This is a genomic window from Bartonella sp. CE47NXGY, from assembly GCF_042195415.1.
GTDB lineage: Bacteria > Pseudomonadota > Alphaproteobacteria > Rhizobiales > Rhizobiaceae > Bartonella.
Genome location: NZ_JBHIOI010000003.1, coordinates 115,579 through 139,515, shown reverse-complemented (window position 1 = coordinate 139,515; position 23,937 = coordinate 115,579). Strand labels below are relative to the sequence as shown.

Below are 23,937 nucleotides of genomic sequence, written 5' to 3'. Positions count from 1 at the left end.
AACTCAATAGAATCAAGATTCACCTATTCCCTTATATTAGACATAACTATTTTATTTTACTTGCTTTTTATTTGCCTGTCACGCCCACCATTCAACTTTATAGTATAAATAAATTATTGAATTCTTCCAAGGTACGGGATGCGTAAATAAAGATTCGGAAATAAGATTTTGCAATATGCCTCTACAAAGGGCATACTTTACGGAGTGTTTCTAATATTTTTTACGTTCTGATAGCGCCTCTTAGGGGAAGCCATCTAAAAGTATCACAAACGTAATAACAGCCTCATTTTGCAACAGATTAGAAGTTTGATTTTAAAATTCTTTCCACAAGCATAGGCTTCCGTTCTAAAAAATATTGTTTGTTTCCTGATCTATCCCCTGTTTTTCTTAATTCTTTCATGTCTATTGGTATACAACTTGTTGTCCAAACAGTTAGATATAACCACAGTCACTTCGATAGATATAAAACACTTAACCTTAGAGCTGTATTTTGAGTTTACCAATTACAGATTATAATAAAATATTAAAAAGAGTAAAAAACACGATAAAAGCAATTTTTTTCATTCTAAAAATACATTTGATTTATAATCATGTTTTATTGTTTGCCATGTTGAATGAGAAATCCGAATATCGTAATGTTTTCTTATTTCAAACCTATTTATATTGAATTAAACAAAACCGTCTCTCTTACACGTCATAAGAGGAATTAATATTAAGTAAAAATTGTATAAAAAAGCACAAAAATGCCGATAAATGCCTCAAGTGCTGAGATCTATTGCAACATCGGAGGCTGACAAATAGGCAAAGTGTATGATAATGTCAGCTTATTTCTTCATAAGTGTAAAGATGATGGAGCTCAATGGATTTATCATTGTACCATTCACGAGCGCCAGCGTGAAGTGAGCTCTAAGAGATATCTCTTAAAACAAAGCCTGTAAAATGGCATTCTCCTCACACTGTATTCCTATTGAAATAATGATCACCTTGAACCGTGTGAGTTTAGATCTTCAAAGCTCATCTGCATAACATTTTAATGTGATTGTTATCCAATATTAAAATACTTCTAACATGATGTACAAACTATAAAGAAATAAGAAAAAACATTTGAAAATGTAAATATGAAATCTAAAAATTTAACTCTAAGATACAATCTATCTTCATTCATATAAATACACAGTATACATTCTTAAACCTATAAGACTAAGAAAACCTAAACATTGATGAAACCTATAACCCTACCTGAGAAACAGTGACAATCATGTTAAATCAAATTGTCCGCAAGTGTCTCTCATTGAAAAAAACAATATCTTATCTGGACGGCACATATAACATCTTTTTATACGAAAAAACTATAAAGAAGTAATTCGTTATGAATCACAGCTTCCAAGACAAGAAGATATTTTCCACCTCTTGTGCCATCTGTAAATTCTCATCATAAACAGTTCTAAATCGAATCCATCATGCCTTGTATCTAATCAAAATCGATCTTACCAAAGATCATGCTAAAAAACGTAATAATATTATTCATAAAAAATAAAAAAATCACAATAGATGTTTTTTGGCAATTTCACCAGCACTAGCAGCAATGCTTAAATCTAATCTAAGAAATAAAATATTCATTTTCAGAAAGATGAAAAGAAGCTCATAAAAAAGAGTTTTTGTAATCTGTTTCCTAAAGCATGTGATATAGTAGCAACACGCGGCAAGAATATGCAATGCTAAAGTTTCAGCAATCAAAAGCAATTTTTACTGAAAAAAGAGAAAACAGCATCATTTTATACTAAAACAGTCAACAGAAAACGTGTAGCAGCAAAATAAACCAAAAAACATCAAAAAGGTTCGGGATTATACAGAAAAATAAGCTAATAGAATAAAAGGAAAACTCTCTAACTTTTTATAGCCTATAAATATCATTTAAACATGGTGATCCCGACAGGATTCGAACCTGTGACCCACGGCTTAGAAGGCCGTTGCTCTATCCAGCTGAGCTACGGGACCCAACTGATTATTTTCTCAATTCAAAATAGCATCTTCAATTCAATGTGTCCAAGAATGCTGCCGATCACTGCGAAAATTATCAGAATAAGAAATAGCACGTCGAATCGATGTATGTTTCTTTTCTACACGGTAAGAGATAGCATTCTTACGTGCAAAAGCAATCGCTTCTTCCTTCCTATTAAATCGAATCTTTACCTGATTATTCATATCAGACGTTGCCGTGTAGCCCATAAGAGGTTCAAGCATTTTTGCTTTCATTGGCTCATACTCTAGAATCCAAAAAACTGTATTCCCCTTACCTGACTGCATAGCTGTCTTAGCAGGACTATAAATACGTGCGATCATGCCTTTTTCCTTCAGATTACACAACGCTTGGATGATAGTTTCTCACCACACGTACCCAATTGGGTCATTCTCACACACTCAATCAAATATGGTCGGAGCGATAGGATTCGAACCTACGACCCCCTGATCCCAAATCAGGTGCGCTACCAGGCTGCGCTACGCTCCGCCATTTACATTTACTTGATGCACATTTCCTAAAATTTTCACAACAGAAGTGCAAGAGAAAAACACACTTTTTTTTAATTTTGTTGCATTTCTTTACAAAAAAGCACATTTTTTAATTTTTCCCCCTACTCAATAACAAATTTATTGACAAATAGTAGAAAATAACTTCCGTAAGAAAATCCAATCTATATTAAAAAATAACGAATTTCTCTATAAGGACTTCATAATTTTTATCCTGTTTTAAGCAAGCTCTCATTGTATCAAAACACATTCCACAGATACAATTTTAGAAAAAATGACTTAAATATCATAGAAAAACTTTCCCAAAGAGAACATAAGCCAAAAAATTCAGCTGTATTAAGCTTTTTTCCCCTCTTTTTCTATCTTCCCAAAGACTCTTTTATTAAAAATTCTAGAATCTTCTACAATCCAAACCCATAAACAACAAACATTTTTTCAAAGCACAAAGGTTTTATTATAAATAAAATAAAGCGCTCTTTTTAGAAAAATTTTCAAATGCGAAGATGGTAAGAATTCAACATCATACAATAAAATCTCAAAGCTATTTAAAATAAAAACACGATAAGAGTAAAAAATATTATTTTTTACTCTTATATAGATATCCAAAAAGAAGAAAATTTAAATGACTTGTCTTCCACATATTGAAACGATAATAGAAGGACAGAATAATTAAGCCATGATAAGGAGTATTTACGGATTTCTTCTATTTAAAACTTCAGCAATAACAGCACGTGTTATTTTTCTTTTTCTTTGTAATGCCAACTGATCAACAGAATCAACAACACGCTTCAATGAAAATAAAGAACGTTCACAACGGCTTACAAGATAATAAACCGTATCTGGATGTACAATAAGTTGCCTATCGGAAAAAAGCTTAAATGCAACAGCTGTTAACAATGCATCATCAGGCTGATTAATTTCAACGAACATCACCGAATTAAGACGACTTTTTAGATCATTTAACATTAAATTCCAAGCGGAAGGAAGTGTTTGTGCCGTCATCAATAAAGTAGCCTGTCGTGCATCAAGATTTGCTTGCTTAATACTGTTAATTAAATGAAAAAGTTCTGTCTCATTGATTTCACCTGTATCAATATCCTCTATTAAAAATGATCTGCCTAAAGAAGCCATAGTAACAGCCTGATCAAGTTCATTGTGCTGAATCCTGAAAGCATCTGCTTTTTGGAGCCATATATTAGAAAAATGCGTTTTTCCAGATCCTTCTTTACCAACCAAAACTGCAATAGGTAAGCTCCAATTGGGCCAGTGATCAATAAGCTGAAAAGCCATACGATTGCTTTCCGTTACCACTAAATCCTCAAATTGAAAAATCGGATCATAAGGAAAATTTAAAGATAATTGCGTTTCACGCCCATTCATTTTAGCGGCTCCGAATTTCCGCTTCGCGAATACATCTGAGAACTCAGATAAGTATGAAGAGCAAAACGAACTAAAACGCCAACAGCCGCTGCCGCAGGAACAGCAACAAGCATACCAGTAAAACCAAAGAGTGAAGAAAAAGCAAAAAGTGAAAACATCAACCATACGGGATGTAATCCCACTGATGAACCTACAAGCTTGGGTTGAAGAATATAACCTTCAATAAATTGACCAATTAAAAAAAGTGCCATCACAACAATGATTCCCCCCCAATTATTGGGATAAAACTGGACCCATGCAATACCAACAGAAAGGACCAAACCACTCATTGTGCCGATATAAGGAACAAAGCTAATAAGACCAATAAACATACCAATCAAAAGACTAAAATTGAGTCCTGCAATCGTTAAACCAATAGCATAATAGCCTCCCAATATGAGACAAACTGTTCCTTGTCCACGAACAAAGCCTGCAATAGCTCTATCCATTTCATGAAAAATACTACGAACGGTTTCCAGATGATCCCGCGGTATTAACGAATCGATTGCTGTTACCATACGTGGCCAATCTAATAACATATAAAATGCCACCACAGGTGCCACAACAAATAGGCTAACGATATTAACGATTGATTTTCCTGACTTTAAAAGTGAATTCAAAAGAGACGTAATAAAATCCGAACCTTCTCCCAAAAATCCTTTAATATTATTCCGTAATTCATTTGGATCACTTCCAAAATAGCGCCTTAACCAATCAAAATCATGCTCAACAAAAAAGGTTTGAATACGATTAATGTAAACAGGTAAACCATCACTCATAAATTGCTGTATTTGCCAACTAATAACAGGAATCAAAATAATTAAAGCAGCAACAAAGGTAATAACAATAAATAGGGTGATAAGGACAGTCCCAAACACACGACGAATACCAAATTTTTCAAGTAATTGAACAATGGGATTGAGAAAATAAGCCAACACAATCCCTGCCACAAAAGGAAGCAAAATTGATCCAAAAACAAACATAAAAAGAATGAAAAAAATCAGCGTACCAAGCCAAAAAAAGATTTGTCTTTTCATATTATTCGGCAAAGGTAATTGAGTATACGCTGGCACATAAGTCTTATAACGATCACGAGATGTATTCTCACTCACTTTCTTTCTCATAAGCTGCCAAGAGGACTGTCCGTGATTATCTGATATCTTGCTCATAAAATATCCTAAAAAATTCTTCACAAAAAATTATAAACAACTTCAAAATAAGGTACAAGAAAAGTTGCTTATTTTCTTATCAATATCTCTTGCAGAGAGAACTCTATCATGGCATTGCATAATATCAAAACCTGATTTTCCATTAAAGGAAGGCTCCAATGAGCAATCAAGATCTTACAAATAATAAATCCAAGGCTGGGGATAAATCCAAAGCTGGTCTTACCTACGCAAAAGCCGGTGTAAACATCGATATGGGTAATGCCATGGTAGAAAAAATTAAACCCTTTATACGCGCAACAAAACGAGCCGGAACAGATGCAGAAATTGGCGGTTTTGGTGGACTTTTTGATTTAAAAGCAGCAGGCTTTACGGATCCTATCCTAGTAGCAGCCAATGATGGTGTGGGAACAAAATTAAAAATTGCCATTGAAGTAGGTCACCATAACACTGTAGGTATTGATCTTGTAGCTATGTGTGTCAATGATTTACTCGTACAAGGGGCTGAACCTCTCTTTTTTCTGGATTATTTTGCAACTGGAAAGCTTGACCCTGAACAAGGAGCTGCGATTGTTTCCGGTATTGCAGAAGGATGTAAACAAGCCGGTGCTGCCCTTATTGGAGGAGAAACTGCAGAAATGCCAGGAATGTATGCAGAGGGAGATTATGATCTAGCTGGTTTTGCTGTTGGAGCATGCGAACGTAGCAAGCTACTCCCTTCAAAAGATTTGACAGAAGGTGATATTATATTAGGTCTAAGCGCCTCTGGAATTCATTCCAATGGCTTTTCGCTTGTTCGACGAATCATCCAGCAAAATTATCTCAAATGGAATGACCCTGCCCCTTTTTCCCCCGAAAGCAGCCTTGGTATAGCACTTCTTACACCAACACGCATTTATGTAAAATCGCTTCTTCCCATCATGCGAAAATATGAAGGGATTAAAGCTCTTGCTCATATTACGGGTGGAGGTTTTCCTGAAAATATTCCACGTGTCCTTCCATCCTCTCTCTGCGCTGAAATTAATCTTTCTAGCATCAATGTTCCAGCAGTATTTTCATGGATTGCCAAACAAGGTAAAATAGAAGAAACAGAAATGTTAAGAACATTTAATTGTGGTATTGGCATGATCATTATCGTAGCACAGCATGCAGCTGAAACAATTACACAAGCTCTTGAAAGAAAAGGAGAGACTGTAACTCCCCTTGGCATTTTAACAAAATGCCAAGATCAAAATAAAGGAATACTTTATAAAGGGGTACTGCATTTATGAAAAAACAAATCGTCGTTTTCATTTCTGGTAATGGATCCAATATGGTCGCCCTTGCTCAAGCTAGCCAACAAACGGCATATCCTGCTGAAATCGTCGCGGTTATTTGCGATAATCCGCGTGCCAACGGTATTGAAAAAGCGCAAAACCATAACTTACCTATTCATATTGTTGATCGTAAAATTTACAAAACAAAAGAAGAGCATGAAGAAAATATTTTTACAATTTTAAATCAATATAAACCGGATTTTCTCTGCTTTGCAGGGTATATGCGCCTTATCTCACCACGTTTTGTAAAACTTTATGAAGGACGAATTCTAAATATTCATCCTTCTCTTTTGCCTTCATTTAAAGGCTTAAACACACATGAAAAAGCTTTACAAGCAGGTGTAAAAATCACGGGTTGCACTGTTCACCTTGTTACAGAAGACATGGATGCAGGAAAAATCCTTGCCCAAGCAGCCGTTCCAGTCTATCCCCATGATACTGCTGAGTGCTTAGCACAAAGAGTTCTTAAAGCAGAGCATAAACTCTATCCCGAAGCCTTAAAAGCATTTATTGAAGGGAAGAGCAAAATGGTCGATACGCAACAACAGCTTTTATCTTTTTGAGTGTATCAACAATCTATTAATCAGCATATTTCAATGCTTTACACATAGTTTTTGCTCAGTATCTACAATTGAAAATCTCTATGAAATATTGACATAATAGAGTCCATCTCTTCATAAATTTTTGCACAAAATATGTAATTTTTTGAATTTTAGTTCATTTTTAAAATTTTTCTTCTTTATTCAATTCTATGACATTATCATAAGCTCTATTTATCAAAATACTCTCGTATTTCGCCTAAAAAATCTTAAAATACGCAATTTTCTATTGCATAAATTTTTGTTTATGACGAAAGTGTTTCTTTAACTGTTACAGCTAACTGTTTGAGTGTAAAAGGCTTAGATAAAAAACCAAAAACAGCATCTTGTGGAAGATTTTTAGCAAAGGCATCTTTTGCATATCCAGAAACGAAAAGAAATTTGATATCAGGATAGTTTTTACGGACTTCCTTCAATAAAGTGGGCCCATCCATTTCTGGCATCACCACATCGGAAACAATAATATCAACTTCTCCTTTTTGTTCCTCAAGAATAGAGAGTGCTTCCACCCCACTTGCTGCCTCTAAAACCGTATATCCTCTCATTTGAAGAGCTCTTACCCCCCCCATTCTGACCGCATCTTCATCTTCAACCAATAAAACAGTCGCAGATCCTGTTAAGTCTATATTTTTATCTTTCTCTTCATCTTTTTCAATCTTTTGAGAAATTTCTCCTTTTATATTGGGGATATAACGGGGAAGAAAAATATGAAATGTTGCTCCTTCACCTTCTTTACTTTCACAATAAATGTACCCACCGCTCTGCTTGATAATTCCATAAACCATTGATAAACCAAGTCCTGTTCCTTTTCCAACTTCTTTTGTTGTAAAAAATGGCTCAAACATTTTTTCTTGTATAGCAGCAGATATACCAGCCCCTGTATCTGAAATAGTCAATTGCACATACTCGCCAATTGCTAATCCAAGATGATTAAATTCAGCACTTTGTTGCTTTGTAATATTATTTGTCGCAATCGTAACAATACCTCCATCTAACATGGCATCACGCGCATTAATAACCAAATTCATAATAACACGCTGAAAAGATGCTTGATCAACTTCAACGCTCCACAAATCTCTTCCATGGATAATTTTTAACTGAATATTATTCCCCAAAAGTGGTAAAATAAGATTGCGGATATCTGATAAAAATTCAGTAAAATCAACTTCTTCAGGTCGAAGTGTTTGCTTTCTAGAAAAAGCTAATAATTGCTGGACAAGAGCAGCTGCACGATTAGCATTATTTTTAATATTGATCAGATCAGCATGAGCAGGATCAGAACTACGATGCGTATTTAAAAGAAGATCACACGACATTAAAATTGCTGTTAAAACATTATTAAAATCATGAGCAATGCCGCCAGCCAATTGTCCTACAGCTTGCATCTTCTGACTTTGCATCATTTTATCTTCAAGAGTTTTTTGTTCGGTTGTTTCAATCACAGAGATAATAAGCAAATCTTGCAATGCATCACCGTGATAGGGCGGTACAGACATAATATGGAGCCGTAAATGGCATTCTTCATTTTTTTCTAAAACAGTTTCTAGAGAAACAAAATAATTTTTATTTGTCGCAATTCTCTGAAAAGAACGCTCTAACTGCACACAATCACGACGAGAAATAACATCATAAAAATTGACAGCTTTGTCCATACATCCCGTGAGTGATGAAAAAGCTTTATTCATATGAACCAATTGCCCTGCATGATCCACCACGGCTATTGCAAAAGGACTCGCATCAAAATATTCTCCTAGTATACTGGGTAATTTTAATTGATCATCTTCTTCTTTTTGTATTTGTTGTGGAATGATCACAACACGATAAATGGCTTCCTCTTCTAAGAGAGAAGAAACAGATATAAGACAATGGAATATTTTCTCACAAGTCGTGTGTGAATTTAAACATAACGAAAACCTATAGGGTAAAGAGTAACCTGAACTTTGATATCTGTTGGTTTGTAAACAGATATCACTCCATGAGCTCTTAGCGCCAACGCTATCAAATAACGAATCAAAATTATATTGACCAATTGAGAAATTCGCTAAATCAATTGAAAACCATTCTGCAAAAGTCGCATTGGCATAAAGAATAGTTCCTTGTCTATTAACGGATACAAAACCAATAGAAGCTTGATCCAAGTGATTGATAGCCTCTTGAAGGTTCGAGAAAAAAACTTCTCGCGTTTGTTGTAAGTGCGAAATATCAGCAATACGCCAAAATAAAAGCTTTTTTTTCTGTTTTTTGATAGGTTGAATGGAAATATTATACCAAACAGATTTTTTTTGTGTAGAATCAGTAAAAATTGGCTGTTCTACTCTTAATTCCTCTTGCGCTGCAAGATTATTACAGGCTGCAACCTTTAAGCGGTACGAGAGTGCACCAGCTCCTGGAAGATCCGCAATAACCCTATAACAAGACACTTCAGGCTTATAGGTCAGAATTTTTCGATAGTTTTGATTAGAATAATAAACAAAACCAGAAAGATCAGAGATTACAATTGCATCATCGCTCCTATTAAAGATGCTAAAATCAAAATCTTCATGCGACCACACATGATATCTTAAAATTCCCATTCCACACAAAACGAGTGTTGCAACACCGATCATTGCTAGAATCAAAAAAGATATTGATATCGCCTGTTGCAAATAGTTTTGTGGATAAAAAAAACCTAAAATACCCACAATGAAAAGAAAACCTAATACAAAAACAACACCAAAAATCACAACTCTCCGATGAAACGAAAACGCTGATCTTTCATTATTCTCAAAATCTTTATCCATCTCTCTTTGCCTTAGCTTATAGCTATTTCTTATGTCACAAAACTTCCTTTATATTCGTTGTTATGTTGTTATAAAGTATATACTATGATATTATCTAAGATAAGCTCGCTTAATATTCAAAAGTTTATTTCTTACATTATAAGTGAACCTTTTGAGGGTATGTTTATAAATTTATCTCAATAAAAAATAATATTTCCATCCAAAATGGGAGAAAATCTATGTATATCTGGTTATCAGAGCAGATAGGTGTATCTGCTGCAAACATAACGATAAGCTTTTTGCTTTTTATAATAACAATCGCAGCTATTACCGTAATTATCGTGTTTTTACGTCGCTTAAGTACAGGAAGATACAGCATTAATAGAAAAAAAAGTCTATCACGATTAGCATTATGTGAAGTAATTTCTATAGATCGAGCACGCCGCCTTGTTTTAGTCCGTTGCGATAATAAAGAACATTTGCTCCTTATTGGCGGATTAACAGATGTGGTTGTAGAATCCGATATTACTGGTACATCAAAAATACAAAAAAGAGAAACACACACACATCTAAATTCCGCCCCTCCAGAAAGAAACGATGTATCGGATAAAAGTCCCTCTCCTTTTACGAATCAAGCGGTAAAAGATTCAGCCATCACCGCCGAAATTGAGGGGCGGCAAGAACCATCTTTATTCATTCCTACCCCTCAAAAATAAAAATATACAATTTCATCACCACGAATTTCGTTTGTTTATCATCTCAATAACCTTAATCATCGCGATAAACTCTTTCACGTCGTTCGTGACGTTCTTGCGCTTCCAATGACAAAACGGCTATCGGCCGAGCCTCAAGACGCTTGATACTAATGGGTTCGCCGGTTTCTTCACAAAAACCGTATGTCCCATTATCAATGCGCTCTAAAGCAGCATCTATTTTTGAAATAAGTTTCCTCTGACGATCACGAGCACGTAATTCGATTGTACGATCAGTTTCACAAGAAGCCCGATCAGTCAAATCGGGCTGACCAACATTCTCTTCCTGCAAATTTTCCAAAGTCTCACGAGCTTCTTTTAATATATCATTCTTCCAAGAAACCAATTTAGCACGAAAATACGCCTTTTGCCGCTCATTCATAAAAGGCTCATCTTCACTAGGGCGATATTGACCATCAATCTCTTCGCTCATGCAATAAAAAACCTCCACATATGCTATGTGCGGTCTATATATTGTGCAATACCCATCAACACAAGAGTAAAATGTTTTTTCATAACAATCGACGAATATATCTAAATGCACTGTTTAGGTTTGATCGCTTTTTTATGTAGATTGAATTCTTGATCAAATCTCATCCAGAATCATTTTTTTCGCTTATTGAAAAACTTTAAAAAGAAGGAAATCTAATATCAGATATCAGAGCCATCCCTCCCCTACTCTCTACATTGTTTAAAATCTAAATGAAGCAACAATAAATCATTTCATCAATGCAAAAAAATAAAATCTTTATAAAGGCAAAGTGTGATATTCACGTTTCAAATACATCAAAGCATCTTTTTCTTTATTACAGTTGATTGCAACAACCTCACCAATCAAAACACAATGGGTTGCGTGTTCGTGCCAACAAATCAAACGACAATCAAACGACGCTAGAGCGTCTGAAAGACTAGGCGCCCCCGTTTGCAAAGCTCCCCATTGAGCAACATCAAAACGCTCATTTTGTGTAGAATTGCAACGCCTCGAAAAAACATCCGCTAATGAGCGATGTTTTCCTGCCAAGCTATTAACACAAAAATTTCCATTCTCCATAAACACCTGATTCTTTAAATTATGGCGCATGAGACAAACAAGAAGGGTTGGAGGATCATCAGATAAAGAACAACACGCCGAAACAGTCACCCCACGTCTTCCCTTAATACCATTTGTTGTCACAATATGCACAGCTCCTGCAAAAAGACTCATGGCATCTCGATATTCTTGAGAAGAAACCGCAATAGTATGTTTATGTTGAAGTTCAGGCATCAAATATGTTTTATGATTCGACATATCTTTCACTTATAAAGCTTTAAAATTTCAAGCAATCTTTCCATAAAAAGACCTATAATACATATTTTTTCTTTTCCGTCATAACACAAAAAATATTTGTGTATACACAGCGATATGATAAAAACTGCCAATCTAAGGAGATTTTAATGCCTCATTTTCATCTCATTTCGCCTTCTCTCTTGGCTTCTGATTTTTCTAAACTTGGACAAGAAATGTTAGATGTTGTTGATGCTGGTGCAGATTGGCTTCATCTTGATATTATGGATGGGCACTTTGTTCCTAACATCACCTTTGGTCCTGAAATCGTCAAAGCTCTGCGCCCATTAACAAAAGCAATATTTGATGTCCACCTGATGATCGCACCAGTAGACCCTTATTTAGAAGCTTTTGCAAAAGCAGGTTCAGATATTATAACTATTCATGCTGAAGCAGGTCCACATCTTCATCGTTCATTACAAACAATCAAAAAAATGGGGAAAAAAGCAGGAATCGCACTCAATCCAAGCACCCCTGAACATGTACTTGAATATTTGCTTGATCAATTAGATCTCATTCTCATCATGACGGTCAATCCCGGTTTTGGTGGACAAAGTTTTATTCCAGAAATAAAAAATAAAATTAAGCGCGTTAAAAGCATGATTGCAAACCGCCCTATTGATCTTGAAGTTGATGGTGGTATCACCGTTGATACAATTGGGATAGCTGCAAAAGCTGGTGCAAATGTATTTGTCGCAGGCTCTGCAATTTATAAAGATGGAAATAAAGAGCTTTACAAAACACGTATTAGTGCATTGCGCCAAGCCGCAATCCTCTCACAACAAGGAAAAAAATGATGATCGCACGTTATTCCCGCCCTGCAATGGTAACAATTTGGTCTCCCGAAACAAAATATCGTATTTGGTTTGAAATTGAAGCCCATGCCTGTGATGCCCTTGCTCACTTAGGGATTATTCCGAAAGAAGCCGCCAAAGTCATTTGGGAAAAAGGGGCAGCAGCTAAATTTGATGTCAATCGCATTGATGAAATTGAAGCAATTACCAAACATGATGTTATCGCATTTCTAACCCACCTAGCTGAATTCATTGGACCAGAGGCACGTTTTATCCACCAAGGCATGACATCATCTGATGTTCTCGATACAACGCTGAACATTCAATTGATGCGTGCGAGTGATATTTTGCTAGAGGATATAGATCAACTTCTTGAAGCATTAAAAAGACGTGCTTTTGAGCATAAAGAGACAATCACCATTGGGCGGAGTCATGGCATTCATGCTGAACCGACAACATTTGGAATCAAGTTTGCTCTTGCATACGCTGAATTTTCCCGTTGTCGCAAACGTCTTCTTGCTGCACAAGAAGAAATTTCTACTTGCGCGATTTCAGGAGCTGTAGGAACTTTTGCTAATATCGATCCACGCGTTGAAGAACATGTAGCAAAAGCCTTGAAGATGCGTACTGAACCGGTTTCCACCCAAGTAATACCAAGAGATCGTCATGCTATGTTTTTTGCAACACTTGGTGTTATTGCTTCCTCTATTGAAAGGCTAGCAATAGAAATACGCCACTTACAACGAACAGAAGTTCTTGAAGCAGAGGAACATTTCTCACCTGGGCAAAAAGGTTCATCGGCAATGCCTCATAAACGTAATCCAGTTTTAACAGAAAATTTAACTGGATTAGCCCGTATGGTACGTGCATTTGCACTCCCAGCCATGGAAAATGTAGCTCTTTGGCATGAACGTGATATTTCCCATTCATCTGTTGAGCGTTATATTGCTCCAGATGCGACGATTACACTTGATTTTGCTCTTTCTCGCCTCACATCTGTCATTGAAAATCTCATTGTCTATCCAGAAAATATGCAAAAAAATCTCAATAAATTCCGCGGTCTTGTTCACTCACAACGGGTTCTTTTAGCACTCACACAAGCAGGGATTAGTCGTGAAGATTCTTATCGGATTGTACAACGAAATGCGATGAAAGTTTGGGAACAAGGAAAAGATTTTTTAGAAGAACTCCTCAACGACAAAGATGTTACCAAAGCTTTAAGTGAAGAAGAACTTCGCGAAAAATTTGATCTTTCTTACCACACCAAACATATCAATACGATTTTTAAACGTGTTTTTGAAGAACAATAAAGCGACATAGAAAACCAAAATCCATTCAACCTATGATCAAAAATCTGTTGTAACAAAGAAAACAATTCATGAAAGCAAATCAACTCGATATTCTTATTGTTCCTGGCTACAAAGGATCTGGTCCAGATCATTGGCAAACACGCTGGGAAAAAAAATTGTCGACAGCCAGCCGCATTGAACAACTCCATTGGTCAAAGCCTGTTTGTGAAGAGTGGGTTAACAAAGTTAAAACCGCCATCGCAAAAGCTCAAAGGCCTGTTATGCTTATTGCTCATTCATTAGGAGTTCCCAGTGTTATTCATGCAACTGTACAAAATACAGAAAAAATTTGTGGCGCTTTCTTTGTTGCACCTCCAGATGTCGCCAATGAAAAAATACGTCCCAAACATTTAATGACATTTGGCCCCTATCATCGCCAAAAGCTTCCTTTTCCTTCTATTGTCATAGCCAGTCGCAACGATGAGTTTTGTCAATTTTCAGTAGCAGAAAAAATTGCCAATGATTGGGGATCACTCTTTGTTGATGCTGGGTATTCTGGCCATATTAACGCAGAATCCGGACACGGACCTTGGCCTGAAGGGCTTATGGTCCTCTCTCACTTTCTTGCAAAAATTTGATCCAAAAGAGGTGATCTTCTTTCTCATCGCTTATGTATCTTCACCTTTGGGTAAACGTGTAATGATAAAAATTATAAAAGTATCATAGCAATATCATTGAGAAATTCTATCAATTAGGATAGTATCATTTATCAATGTTATTAAAAACCTCTCAAGATAAATAGAGAATCATGATGAATCGTCGCCACCGTATTTATGAAGGCAAGGCTAAAATTTTATATGAAGGACCTGAACCAGGGACTTACATTCAATTTTTTAAAGATGATGCAACTGCCTTTAATGCAAAAAAACATGAAATTATCGACGGAAAGGGGGTTTTAAACAACCGAATTTCGGAACATATTTTTAGCCATCTTGGACGTTTGGGCATCCCAACACATTTTATCAAACGTATAAACATGCGCGAACAGCTTATTAAAGCGGTGGAAATCATTCCGTTGGAAGTTGTTGTTCGCAATGTTGCTGCCGGCTCTCTTGCTAAACGTTTAGGACTGGAAGAAGGAACCCCGCTTCCGCAATCCATCATTGAATTCTACTATAAAAATGATTCTCTCGATGATCCTATGGTAACGGAAGAACATATCACAGCTTTTGGGTGGGCTGTCCCACAAGAGATAGAAGATATGATGCAACTTTCAATTCGTATTAATGATTTTCTTTCTGGGCTTTTTGCCGGTGTTAACATCCAATTAATTGATTTTAAAATGGAATTTGGTCGCCTGTGGGAAGATGAAACAATGCGCATTGTTCTTGCTGATGAAATCTCTCCTGATTCTGCACGACTATGGGATATGCACACACAAGAAAAAATGGATAAAGACCGTTTTCGTCGTGATATGGGAGGGCTTATTAATGCCTATCAAGAAGTTGCCAAACGTCTTGGTATTATGAATGAAAACGAACCAACACGACCAAGTGGTCCCGTTCTCGTAAAGTAAAAACAAGGTAAAAAACATCACCTTATACAAACACCCCTCTTCAAAGGAGAGGTTCTTTTAACAAGCAGGAAGCAAAAAATGAAAGCACGCATTACGGTTACTTTAAGAGAAAGCGTTCTTGATCCACAAGGAGAAGCAATTGTCGGTGCTTTAAAAAGTTTGGCTTTCGAAGGCATTCAATCTATTCGTCAAGGAAAGGTTTTTGATATTGTTCTTGATGAACTACCTTCTGAAACTGCAAAGAAAAAACTTGAACAAATGTGTGAAGAGTTACTCGCAAATACTGTCATTGAAAATTATACAATCGAACTTCTGTAAGTGAAATGCTCATGAAAACTGCCATCATTCAACTTCCTGGATTAAATCGTGATCGAGATATGGTTGCAGCATTACATCATATAACGGGAGTTGAGCCACTAAAAATTTGGCAAACAGAAACAACAATTCCAGATGTAGATGTTATTATTATTCCTGGTGGTTTTTCCTATGGCGACTACTTAAGATGTGGTGCGATTGGAGCGCGAACTCCCGTCTTAAAAGCCATTCGTGAAAAAGCACAAGAAGGTACGACAATTATAGGTATCTGTAATGGATTTCAAATTTTGTTGGAAGCAGGATTATTACCCGGTACTTTAATGCGTAACGCTTCTTTAAAATTTGTTTGTCGTGAAATCAAGCTTGAAGTCGTCAACGCCAAGACAAAATTTTCTCGATATTATTCTAAAGGACAAATTATTCGTTGTCCTGTTGCCCATCATGACGGAAATTATTTTGTTGATAGTGAAACATTGAAACAAATGGAAGACAATGAACAAATTGTTTTTCGCTATGCAGAAAATACAAACCCGAACGGCTCAATGAAAGATATTGCTGGTATTGTTAATAAAGCTGGTAATATTCTTGGTATGATGCCCCATCCTGAAAACTTTATTGAACCCGCCCACGGAGGTACTGACGGTCGTTTACTTTTTCAAAGTGCTTTAGAGTTAGTAAATGGATAATGCTGCAAAAATACTCGCGCTCCATAATTTAAAAAAACAAGGATTTATACCATTTCTCGCATCGTAAATCTATCAACAAAGCTCTTCACAAACAACAATGGATATTATTTTCTAAACACATAATTATTTAAGACCATTTTTAGTCTTAAATCCCACCAAACAAACGGACAAAATCTTCAGCTTACTGTCTATAAATATTTTTATTATTAAACAACATTATTGTTTATAATATAAGCTGCTAGGTTTAAAAAATAAAAATACTAAATTTCGATTAATTTGACGGATAAATACTCATGAAGCCTTGCAATAACATCACTATTACATCAGAACTCATTGCACAACACGGGCTAAAAGAAGATGAATATCAACGTATCCTAACGTTAATTGGTAGAGAACCAACATTTACTGAACTAGGAATTTTTTCTGCAATGTGGAACGAACATTGTTCCTATAAATCATCTAAAAAATGGCTAAAAACTCTTCCGACAGAAGGAAAATGTGTCATCCAAGGACCTGGTGAAAATGCTGGTGTTGTCGATATTGGCGAAGGACAATGTGTTGTTTTCAAAATGGAAAGCCATAACCACCCTTCTTATATTGAACCTTATCAAGGTGCAGCGACAGGTGTTGGTGGTATTTTACGTGATGTCTTTACAATGGGAGCCCGTCCTGTTGCTGCTATGAATGCATTGCGATTTGGTGCTCCTGACCACCCACGAACACGCCATCTTGTTTCTGGTGTTGTTTCTGGAATAGGTGGTTACAGCAATTCTTTTGGTGTTCCAACGGTTGGTGGAGAAGTAAATTTTGATGAGCGTTATAATGGCAATATCCTTGTTAACGCTTTTGTCGCCGGTATTGCAAAGACAGACGCCCTTTTTTATTCTAAAGCACAAGGTATTGGACTCCCTGTTGTTTATCTGGGTGCAAAAACAGGACGTGATGGTGTCGGTGGAGCAACAATGGCTTCTGCTGAATTTGATTCTTCAATCAGTGAAAAACGCCCAACTGTTCAAGTCGGTGATCCTTTTACAGAAAAATGTCTCCTTGAAGCATGTTTAGAGCTCATGGAACTTGGAGCCGTGGTTGCTATTCAAGATATGGGGGCAGCAGGACTCACCTCTTCTGCCGTTGAAATGGGAGCAAAAGGAAATCTGGGGATACAGCTTAATCTTGATACAGTTCCTGTTCGAGAAGAAAACATGACAGCCTATGAAATGATGCTTTCTGAAAGTCAAGAGCGTATGCTCATGGTCCTTAAACCAGAACTAGAAAAGCAAGCAGAAGCAATTTTTCATAAGTGGGGACTACATTTTTCTATCATTGGAAAAACAACCGATGATTTACGTTTTCGTGTATTTCATCAAGGGGAAGAAGTTGTCAATCTTCCCATCAAAGAGCTTGGTGATGAAGCGCCTGTTTATGATCGTCCTTGGAGTGAGCCGGCAAAAAAAACACCCTTGAAAGCAGAAGACGTCAAAAAAGTTGAAAATCTTGGTGATGCGCTTCTGAGCTTATTGAATTCTGCTGATCAAAGTTCTCGGCGATGGGTTTATGAACAATATGATACCCTTATCCAAGGAAATAGCCTTGTTTGTCCAGGAGGTGATGCAGGCGTTATCCGTGTAGGAAACAACAGCAAACGTGCTCTTGCTTTTTCTTCTGATGTAACACCTCGCTATTGTGAAGCAGACCCTTATGAAGGGGGGAAACAAGCTGTCGCAGAATGCTGGCGAAACATTAGTACGACAGGTGCAACACCACTGGCTGCTACAGATAATCTCAATTTTGGTAACCCTGAAAAACCTGAAATTATGGGACAGCTGATTTTTGCTATTAAAGGTATAGGAGAAGCTTGTAGAATCCTTGATTTTCCTATCGTTTCAGGCAATGTTTCTCTTTACAACGAAACAAATGGGGCAGCCATTCTTCCAACCCCCACAATTGCTGGGGTAGGCCTTCTTAATGATTGGTCTAAAATGGTAACAATAAGTGGTATGCAAAATGGAGATATTCTTGTTTTAGTAGGAAATTGCGGCTCCCATTTAGGACAATCAATCTATGCACGTAACATTTTAAATATTGATGCAGGCCCCCCCCCCCCTGTAGATTTACAACTTGAAAAAAAGCATGGTCAATTTGTTCGAGATGTCATACATCGTGGTTTTATTCACGCCGCCCATGACCTTTCTGACGGAGGATTAGCGATAGCACTTGCTGAAATGGTCATTAAAGCAGGTAAAGGAATCAAAGTAAAATTAAGCAATAAATCACCCCATCATGCAGAACTTTTTGGAGAAGACCAAGGACGTTATCTTTTAGCCGTCAAACCTCACTCTCTTAATAGTCTTAAAGAGCGTGCACAAATCAATACAGTTTCTTTAACAGAGCTAGGTCAAGTCGAGGGTACTTCTCTTAATATAGATGGGATATTAACACTTTCAGTAGACAAACTCACAAAAGCCTATGAAAACTGGTTTCCACAATTTATGGGTGAAGAATAAAAATTGTTTTTTCTCTTAAACAGCCTTTATAAAAAATGAACAACATAGGAGAATAATGATGGCAATGAGTGCCCATGCAATTGAAACGCTTATTCGTGAAGGCATTCCTGATGCTACTGTAAGAATTCGTGATCTTGCTGGAGATGGGGAACATTATGCTGCAGAAGTTATTTCTGAAAGTTTTCGTGGTAAAACCCGTGTTCAACAACATAAAATGGTCTATGATGCCCTTAAAGGCAATATGGGAAATGACCTTCACGCCTTAATGTTGCAAACAAATGTCCCAAAATAATCTAAAATTTCTTCTTGCATTCACACATTTAATACGATTAAAAGCAGTATGAATATAAATTACACACTGATAAAAATCTGAAATATCGAGGGATAAAAATGACCACTGTTCATGATTTTATTGACAACGAAATTAAAACAAACGACGTCATTTTATTCATGAAAGGAACACCTGACGCTCCGCAATGCGGGTTTTCAGGACAAGTTGTTCAAATTCTTGATTATTTAGGATTGAATTATAAAGGGATTAATATCTTAACTTCTAACGAATTGCGTCAAGGGATTAAAGATTACTCAAATTGGCCAACAATTCCACAGCTTTATATCAAAGGTGAATTTATCGGAGGCTGTGATATTGTTAAAGAGATGTTTCAAAACAATGAGTTACAGGAACTTTTGAAAGAAAAAAATATTCCATGTAATCAATCATAGGTATCTTTCATTTTATTCAGACTCTTAAAAAGAGCTGTTTTCAGACGAAATTTTTATTTCAAGGATGCCATATGTCATATTCAGTCGATGAACAAACGCATAGAGATGCGATTAGAAACAAAATTGGCTATAAAGAATTTGTTATTCTTATTGCTTCGCTCATGGCTATTAACGCTATAGCTGTTGATATTATGCTGCCAGCTATGCCCGATATTTTAGACGGCTTAAATGTTCTCAATGAAAATGATCAACATTATATCATTTCGAGTTATCTTATTAGCTATGGTATTGCTCAAATATTTTTCGGTCCAATAAGCGATAGGTATGGACGACGTAAACTTATTCTTCTCGGGCTTGCTTTTTATTCATTTACGGCGATTGGCTGTGCCTTTGTAACTGATTTTTCTCTCTTACTTATTTTACGTATCTTGCAAGGAATTGGAGGGGCTGCTATGCGAGTTCTTACAGTTTCCGTCGTACGTGATCTTTACAGTGGTCGAAAAATGGCAGAAGTTATGTCTATTGTTATGATGGTTTTTCTTGTTGCACCAATGGTTGGTCCCGCAACAGGACAGATCATTTTACTGCTTGGACATTGGCAATATATTTTTATTTTCATGGCAATGATTGGTTTAGGACTGATGATTTGGATTCAACTGCGCTTGCCTGAAACTCTTTATGCGCAACGCTCTCTTTCCTTTTCTTCAGTTAAACACAACTTATGGATTGTAATAACCAATCGCACAACACTTTGCTATACACTTGCAACTTCCATTATTTTAGGCTGTATCTTTACCGCCGTTAATACATCACAACAAACATATGAAGGGATCTATAATCTAGGACTTTGGTTCCCTATTGCTTTCGCAGTTGGTGCTGCATTTCAAGCTCTATCATCATTCTTTAACTCTCAACTCGTTGGACGCCTTGGAATGCGGCGTATTGCTCATACTATGCTTTTGCTCTTTTGTGCCACTTCATGCATTTGGTTTATTGGGTCCATCTTAGCAGGTGGTGTTATCCCTTTTCCTTTTTATATGACGTTATATTGTATATTAATGTTTACCTGCGGTGGTATTATGGCCAATTTCAATACACTCGCTCTTGAACCTGTAGGAGAAATAGCTGGAACAGCTTCTTCTGTATCCGGCTTTCTTCAAACATCTATCGGTGCAGGACTTAGCTTTTTTATTGCCCAACAATTTGATGAAACAACCATCCCAAACTCAGCAGGATTTTTCTTTCTGAGTCTCACTGCCATACTTCTCGTCTTATGGGCTGAACGTGGTCATCTTTTTAGACAATATCATAGTAATCCTAACGAATAAATATTACTACGAAAGATTAATAACATCTCTCTTGAACAATAAGAAAATAAACCTATCAGACAAAATAAAACATCTCCAAATAGAACATTCTTGTGTTAAACATTCACATTGTTTGTTTAAAGGTACAGCTCTCGAAATATCAAATCATTTCACGACAGCACCCATAAATGGTATAATGTAAAAAAACAAACATACCTATTGTTGCAACAACTCTTGTCTGTGAAACGGTTTATTAAAAAATATTTTTATTCTTTTCTTCAATAGTTTTTATGAAGACGGGCTGGTCTCTCATCTCATGATAGGCAAACAAACAGTTTTGATTGATTTAACCTGAACAAGATCGAAATAAGAGAAAAACTTACGCTTTAGGTCTTTCGTTCAATATAAAAAATAATAAATTATCTTTATAAATTAATATCTTACACAATCATAAAACCATAGGGAATTTTCCCATTTATAAAATACATTTAATTGATAAATTTTCCTGATTTTGGAAATCCTCTTGGAACCAAACGCCCGACGCCCGCACGCATTCCCATCCATTCAATGAGATCATCAGCTTGACGGTTAAAGATTCGTTCAGCTGTATCTTGCCAACTTAAGCCTTCTGATAAATTAAAAGTCTTGGCATCAACAACACCACCTTCTTTATAACGCTGTAAACGAACACCTTTACCGCGATTCATTTCTGGTATTTGTTCAATAGAAAAAATAAGCATTTTACGGTTTTCACCGACTACAGCAACATGATCACCATTTACCGGAACACAAAGCTTTACCTTATCAGGAGCTTTCACATTCATCACTTGCTTTCCTTTTCGTGTATTGGCGATCACTTCTGCAGAAGAAACAATAAAACCATTACCGTGAGATGAAACCAAGAGAAATTTTTCCTCGGCGTGATGCACAAAAGCTGTGAGAACATCGTGCTCATCATCCATATCAACTAAGAGACGAATAGGTTCACCATGTCCCCGCCCTCCAGGTAAATTATTTGCACCAATAGCAAAAAACTTCCCCCCCGTACTGATCAGCACAATCTTGTCGGTCGTAAATGCTGGAAAGGCTAACTTTAAACTGTCTCCTTCTTTAAAAGAAAGTGCTTTATAATCGTTCAAGTGTCCCTTCAAAGCACGCATCCACCCCTTTTCAGAAATAACAATAGTAATCGGTTCTTTTTCGATCATTGCTTGTTGAATATCATCAAGATCATGTCTTGGTGCCTCTTCAAACGTAGTACGTCTTTTCCCCAAGAGTGTTTCAGGCCCAAAAGTGTTTCGAACTTTTTTGATTTCTTCTGAAATTATTTTCCACTGTTTTATAGGAGAAGCTAACAAATTCTGTAGCTTTTCTTTTTCAGCTTTCAAACTTTCAAATTCTTTACGAATTTCAAATTCCTCAAGCTTACGCAAAGAACGCAAGCGCATATTAAGAATAGCTTCAGCTTGATTTTCTGTTAATTCAAACCGATTAATCAGCTTCTTTTTCGGTTCATCCTCTTCACGAATAATCTGAATGACCTCATCGAGATTTAAATAGGCAATAAGATATCCATGAAGAATTTCCAATCGGCTATCAATTTGATCAAGCCGATAATGAGAGCGACGAATAAGCACTTCTTGACGATGTTCAAGCCATTGCTGCAAACTTTCTCGCAAAGAAAGGACATTGGGTATTTTTCCCAAAGACAAAACATTCAGATTAAGGGGAAATCTTACTTCAAAGTCAGTCAATTTAAAAAGAGACTCCATAAGGAGCTCCGGATCAACCGACCGATTTTTAGGAACCAGCACGATTCTGATATCTTCTGCTGATTCATCTTGGATATCCTCAAGCATTGGCAATCGGCGTGCAAGCAATAACTCTGCTGTTTTTTCAATAAGACGTGACTTTTGAATCTGATAGGGAATTTCAGTTACAACAATCACATAAGAACCACGGCTACCAGATTCCTGATGCCAACGTGAACGCAAGCGAAAGAATCCACGCCCAACACGATAGGATTCCTCAATACTTTTTTTAGGTTCAACTAAAATTCCCCCCGTCGGAAAATCAGGACCAAGAACAAATTGATTTAATTCCTCATCATTTACATCGGGATGCGCAATCAAATGGAGTGCTGCATCACAAAGCTCAGCAACATTATGGGGGGGAATAGATGTTGCCATACCAACAGCAATACCAGAAGAACCATTTGCTAAAAGATTAGGGAAAGCTCCTGGTAAAACAACAGGCTCTTCATCTTCCTCATTATAGGTTAAACGAAAATCAATAGCATTCTCATTAATTCCTTCAAGTAACAATGCAGCCACTTCAGTCATACGTGCTTCCGTATAACGCATGGCAGCAGCATTATCACCATCAATATTACCAAAATTGCCTTGCCCATCAACCAACGGATAACGAACAGCAAAACTTTGAGCCAAGCGCACCAAGGCATCATAAATAGACGCATCCCCATGAGGATGAAATTTTCCCATGACATCACCAACAATCCGCGCACATTTCGCATAAGACTGTCCAGGATTTAGTTTGAGAAGACGCATCGCATGAACAATCCGCCGGTGGACCGGCTTCAATCCATCACGTACATCAGGCAATGCACGGTGTGTAATCGTAGAAAGTGCATAAGCCAAATAACGTTCCTGTAAAGCAGAACGTAATTCTATTGGTTCAATATGTTCTTTATCAAAAGGTAAATTCATTTTATCAGACATAGTATTAAAACAACAATTCCCACAATAATAAGAAATTATTTTATAGGATTTATTTAATGAAATCTTCTATGAGTCGACTTTTTTATTAAAAGTCAATTACATAAAAACAAACGCTGCAATTAGAACATGAACAGAAAATTA

General features: G+C 36.6%; 20 protein-coding genes and 2 tRNA genes. 13 read left to right on the top strand and 9 right to left on the bottom strand.

Annotated elements, in window-relative coordinates:
- Window positions 1–1,921 precede the first annotated feature (1,921 nt).
- The 5 genes from ACFIL3_RS02555 to ACFIL3_RS02535 all read right to left on the bottom strand — a co-directional run bounded on the left by ACFIL3_RS02555 (window position 1,922) and on the right by ACFIL3_RS02535 (window position 5,117).
- Window positions 1,922–1,998 (bottom strand) — tRNA-Arg (locus ACFIL3_RS02555).
- A 39-nt stretch (window positions 1,999–2,037) separates the two neighbouring features.
- The gene (locus ACFIL3_RS02550; protein WP_375671875.1) at window positions 2,038–2,343 is read right to left on the bottom strand and encodes an ETC complex I subunit; all 306 of its coding nucleotides are present in this window, start codon (window positions 2,341–2,343) and stop codon (window positions 2,038–2,040) included.
- A gap of 89 nt (window positions 2,344–2,432) precedes the next feature.
- A tRNA-Pro gene (locus tag ACFIL3_RS02545) sits at window positions 2,433–2,509 on the bottom strand.
- 710 nt (window positions 2,510–3,219) lie between these two features.
- Window positions 3,220–3,909 carry a DnaA regulatory inactivator HdaA gene (gene hdaA / locus ACFIL3_RS02540; protein WP_375671874.1) on the bottom strand — a complete coding sequence of 230 codons (690 nt, stop codon included), beginning with the start codon at window positions 3,907–3,909 and terminating at the stop codon, window positions 3,220–3,222.
- A complete protein-coding gene (locus ACFIL3_RS02535; RefSeq protein ID WP_375630182.1) occupies window positions 3,906–5,117 on the bottom strand; it encodes an AI-2E family transporter in 1,212 nt (403 codons plus the stop codon). Before ACFIL3_RS02535 ends, hdaA begins: the two co-directional genes overlap by 4 nt.
- 158 nt (window positions 5,118–5,275) lie before the next feature.
- On the opposite strand from ACFIL3_RS02535, the gene purM reads away from it, so the two are divergent.
- A complete protein-coding gene (gene purM, locus ACFIL3_RS02530; protein ID WP_375613081.1) occupies window positions 5,276–6,385 on the top strand; it encodes a phosphoribosylformylglycinamidine cyclo-ligase in 1,110 nt (369 codons plus the stop codon).
- Window positions 6,382–6,993 (top strand): phosphoribosylglycinamide formyltransferase, encoded by a 612-nt coding sequence (gene purN, locus ACFIL3_RS02525; RefSeq protein WP_375613082.1) that lies wholly within the window; start codon window positions 6,382–6,384, stop codon window positions 6,991–6,993. The genes purM and purN overlap by 4 nt, the downstream gene beginning before the upstream one ends.
- A gap of 281 nt (window positions 6,994–7,274) precedes the next feature.
- Here the strand turns inward: purN and ACFIL3_RS02520 are convergent, their stop codons facing one another.
- Complete coding sequence (locus ACFIL3_RS02520; RefSeq protein WP_375681812.1) at window positions 7,275–9,809, bottom strand: response regulator; 2,535 nt, start codon at window positions 9,807–9,809, stop codon at window positions 7,275–7,277.
- 218 nt (window positions 9,810–10,027) lie between these two features.
- On the opposite strand from ACFIL3_RS02520, the gene ACFIL3_RS02515 reads away from it, so the two are divergent.
- A complete protein-coding gene (locus ACFIL3_RS02515) occupies window positions 10,028–10,504 on the top strand; it encodes a hypothetical protein (protein WP_375611550.1) in 477 nt (158 codons plus the stop codon).
- Between the two features lie 52 nt (window positions 10,505–10,556).
- Here ACFIL3_RS02515 and dksA read toward each other — a convergent pair whose 3' ends face one another.
- Both dksA and ACFIL3_RS02505 read right to left on the bottom strand, forming a co-directional pair.
- Window positions 10,557–10,973: an RNA polymerase-binding protein DksA gene (dksA, locus tag ACFIL3_RS02510; RefSeq protein ID WP_015856486.1), complete on the bottom strand. Its 417-nt coding sequence runs from the start codon at window positions 10,971–10,973 to the stop codon at window positions 10,557–10,559.
- A gap of 315 nt (window positions 10,974–11,288) precedes the next feature.
- A complete protein-coding gene (locus ACFIL3_RS02505; RefSeq protein WP_375611549.1) occupies window positions 11,289–11,828 on the bottom strand; it encodes a flavin reductase in 540 nt (179 codons plus the stop codon).
- Between the two features lie 146 nt (window positions 11,829–11,974).
- Here ACFIL3_RS02505 and rpe point away from each other — a divergent pair, with 146 nt between their 5' ends.
- The 10 genes from rpe (at window position 11,975) to ACFIL3_RS02455 (ending at window position 21,079) form a co-directional block, all read left to right on the top strand.
- Entirely contained in the window at window positions 11,975–12,661 is a 687-nt protein-coding gene (rpe, locus tag ACFIL3_RS02500; RefSeq protein WP_375627790.1) for a ribulose-phosphate 3-epimerase, read from the top strand.
- Window positions 12,661–13,968, top strand: a complete 1,308-nt coding sequence (gene purB / locus ACFIL3_RS02495) for an adenylosuccinate lyase (protein WP_375627804.1) — start codon at window positions 12,661–12,663, stop codon at window positions 13,966–13,968. Before rpe ends, purB begins: the two co-directional genes overlap by 1 nt.
- A 68-nt stretch (window positions 13,969–14,036) precedes the next feature.
- Complete coding sequence (locus tag ACFIL3_RS02490; RefSeq protein ID WP_375611547.1) at window positions 14,037–14,585, top strand: RBBP9/YdeN family alpha/beta hydrolase; 549 nt, start codon at window positions 14,037–14,039, stop codon at window positions 14,583–14,585.
- A gap of 173 nt (window positions 14,586–14,758) precedes the next feature.
- Window positions 14,759–15,523: a phosphoribosylaminoimidazolesuccinocarboxamide synthase gene (gene purC / locus ACFIL3_RS02485; protein ID WP_375613149.1), complete on the top strand. Its 765-nt coding sequence runs from the start codon at window positions 14,759–14,761 to the stop codon at window positions 15,521–15,523.
- Window positions 15,524–15,601: 78 nt separating this feature from the next.
- Window positions 15,602–15,841, top strand: a complete 240-nt coding sequence (gene purS / locus ACFIL3_RS02480; protein ID WP_375613085.1) for a phosphoribosylformylglycinamidine synthase subunit PurS — start codon at window positions 15,602–15,604, stop codon at window positions 15,839–15,841.
- Window positions 15,842–15,852: 11 nt separating this feature from the next.
- Complete coding sequence (purQ, locus tag ACFIL3_RS02475) at window positions 15,853–16,524, top strand: phosphoribosylformylglycinamidine synthase subunit PurQ (RefSeq protein WP_375613086.1); 672 nt, start codon at window positions 15,853–15,855, stop codon at window positions 16,522–16,524.
- A 293-nt stretch (window positions 16,525–16,817) separates the two neighbouring features.
- Entirely contained in the window at window positions 16,818–19,028 is a 2,211-nt protein-coding gene (gene purL, locus ACFIL3_RS02470) for a phosphoribosylformylglycinamidine synthase subunit PurL (RefSeq protein WP_375681811.1), read from the top strand.
- A 58-nt stretch (window positions 19,029–19,086) separates the two neighbouring features.
- Window positions 19,087–19,320 carry a BolA/IbaG family iron-sulfur metabolism protein gene (locus tag ACFIL3_RS02465; protein WP_375611543.1) on the top strand — a complete coding sequence of 78 codons (234 nt, stop codon included), beginning with the start codon at window positions 19,087–19,089 and terminating at the stop codon, window positions 19,318–19,320.
- 98 nt (window positions 19,321–19,418) lie between these two features.
- Window positions 19,419–19,751, top strand: coding sequence for a Grx4 family monothiol glutaredoxin (grxD, locus tag ACFIL3_RS02460; protein WP_375606638.1), 333 nt, complete (start codon window positions 19,419–19,421; stop codon window positions 19,749–19,751).
- 71 nt (window positions 19,752–19,822) lie between these two features.
- Window positions 19,823–21,079 (top strand): multidrug effflux MFS transporter, encoded by a 1,257-nt coding sequence (locus ACFIL3_RS02455; RefSeq protein WP_375611542.1) that lies wholly within the window; start codon window positions 19,823–19,825, stop codon window positions 21,077–21,079.
- A 467-nt stretch (window positions 21,080–21,546) separates the two neighbouring features.
- Here ACFIL3_RS02455 and parC read toward each other — a convergent pair whose 3' ends face one another.
- Complete coding sequence (gene parC, locus ACFIL3_RS02450) at window positions 21,547–23,796, bottom strand: DNA topoisomerase IV subunit A (protein WP_375627792.1); 2,250 nt, start codon at window positions 23,794–23,796, stop codon at window positions 21,547–21,549.
- Window positions 23,797–23,937: the final 141 nt, after the last annotated feature.

Coding starts and splice junctions, on each gene's coding strand:
- ACFIL3_RS02550 (WP_375671875.1), bottom strand. CDS start 2,343: ATGATCGCACGTATTTATAGTCCTGCTAAGACAGCTATGCAGTCAGGT.
- ACFIL3_RS02465 (WP_375611543.1), top strand. CDS start 19,087: ATGGCAATGAGTGCCCATGCAATTGAAACGCTTATTCGTGAAGGCATT.
- purS (WP_375613085.1), top strand. CDS start 15,602: ATGAAAGCACGCATTACGGTTACTTTAAGAGAAAGCGTTCTTGATCCA.
- ACFIL3_RS02535 (WP_375630182.1), bottom strand. CDS start 5,117: ATGAGCAAGATATCAGATAATCACGGACAGTCCTCTTGGCAGCTTATG.
- hdaA (WP_375671874.1), bottom strand. CDS start 3,909: ATGAATGGGCGTGAAACGCAATTATCTTTAAATTTTCCTTATGATCCG.
- purQ (WP_375613086.1), top strand. CDS start 15,853: ATGAAAACTGCCATCATTCAACTTCCTGGATTAAATCGTGATCGAGAT.
- grxD (WP_375606638.1), top strand. CDS start 19,419: ATGACCACTGTTCATGATTTTATTGACAACGAAATTAAAACAAACGAC.
- purL (WP_375681811.1), top strand. CDS start 16,818: ATGAAGCCTTGCAATAACATCACTATTACATCAGAACTCATTGCACAA.
- dksA (WP_015856486.1), bottom strand. CDS start 10,973: ATGAGCGAAGAGATTGATGGTCAATATCGCCCTAGTGAAGATGAGCCT.
- ACFIL3_RS02490 (WP_375611547.1), top strand. CDS start 14,037: ATGAAAGCAAATCAACTCGATATTCTTATTGTTCCTGGCTACAAAGGA.
- purC (WP_375613149.1), top strand. CDS start 14,759: ATGAATCGTCGCCACCGTATTTATGAAGGCAAGGCTAAAATTTTATAT.
- parC (WP_375627792.1), bottom strand. CDS start 23,796: ATGTCTGATAAAATGAATTTACCTTTTGATAAAGAACATATTGAACCA.
- ACFIL3_RS02505 (WP_375611549.1), bottom strand. CDS start 11,828: ATGTCGAATCATAAAACATATTTGATGCCTGAACTTCAACATAAACAT.
- ACFIL3_RS02455 (WP_375611542.1), top strand. CDS start 19,823: ATGTCATATTCAGTCGATGAACAAACGCATAGAGATGCGATTAGAAAC.
- purN (WP_375613082.1), top strand. CDS start 6,382: ATGAAAAAACAAATCGTCGTTTTCATTTCTGGTAATGGATCCAATATG.
- purB (WP_375627804.1), top strand. CDS start 12,661: ATGATCGCACGTTATTCCCGCCCTGCAATGGTAACAATTTGGTCTCCC.
- rpe (WP_375627790.1), top strand. CDS start 11,975: ATGCCTCATTTTCATCTCATTTCGCCTTCTCTCTTGGCTTCTGATTTT.
- ACFIL3_RS02520 (WP_375681812.1), bottom strand. CDS start 9,809: ATGGATAAAGATTTTGAGAATAATGAAAGATCAGCGTTTTCGTTTCAT.
- ACFIL3_RS02515 (WP_375611550.1), top strand. CDS start 10,028: ATGTATATCTGGTTATCAGAGCAGATAGGTGTATCTGCTGCAAACATA.
- purM (WP_375613081.1), top strand. CDS start 5,276: ATGAGCAATCAAGATCTTACAAATAATAAATCCAAGGCTGGGGATAAA.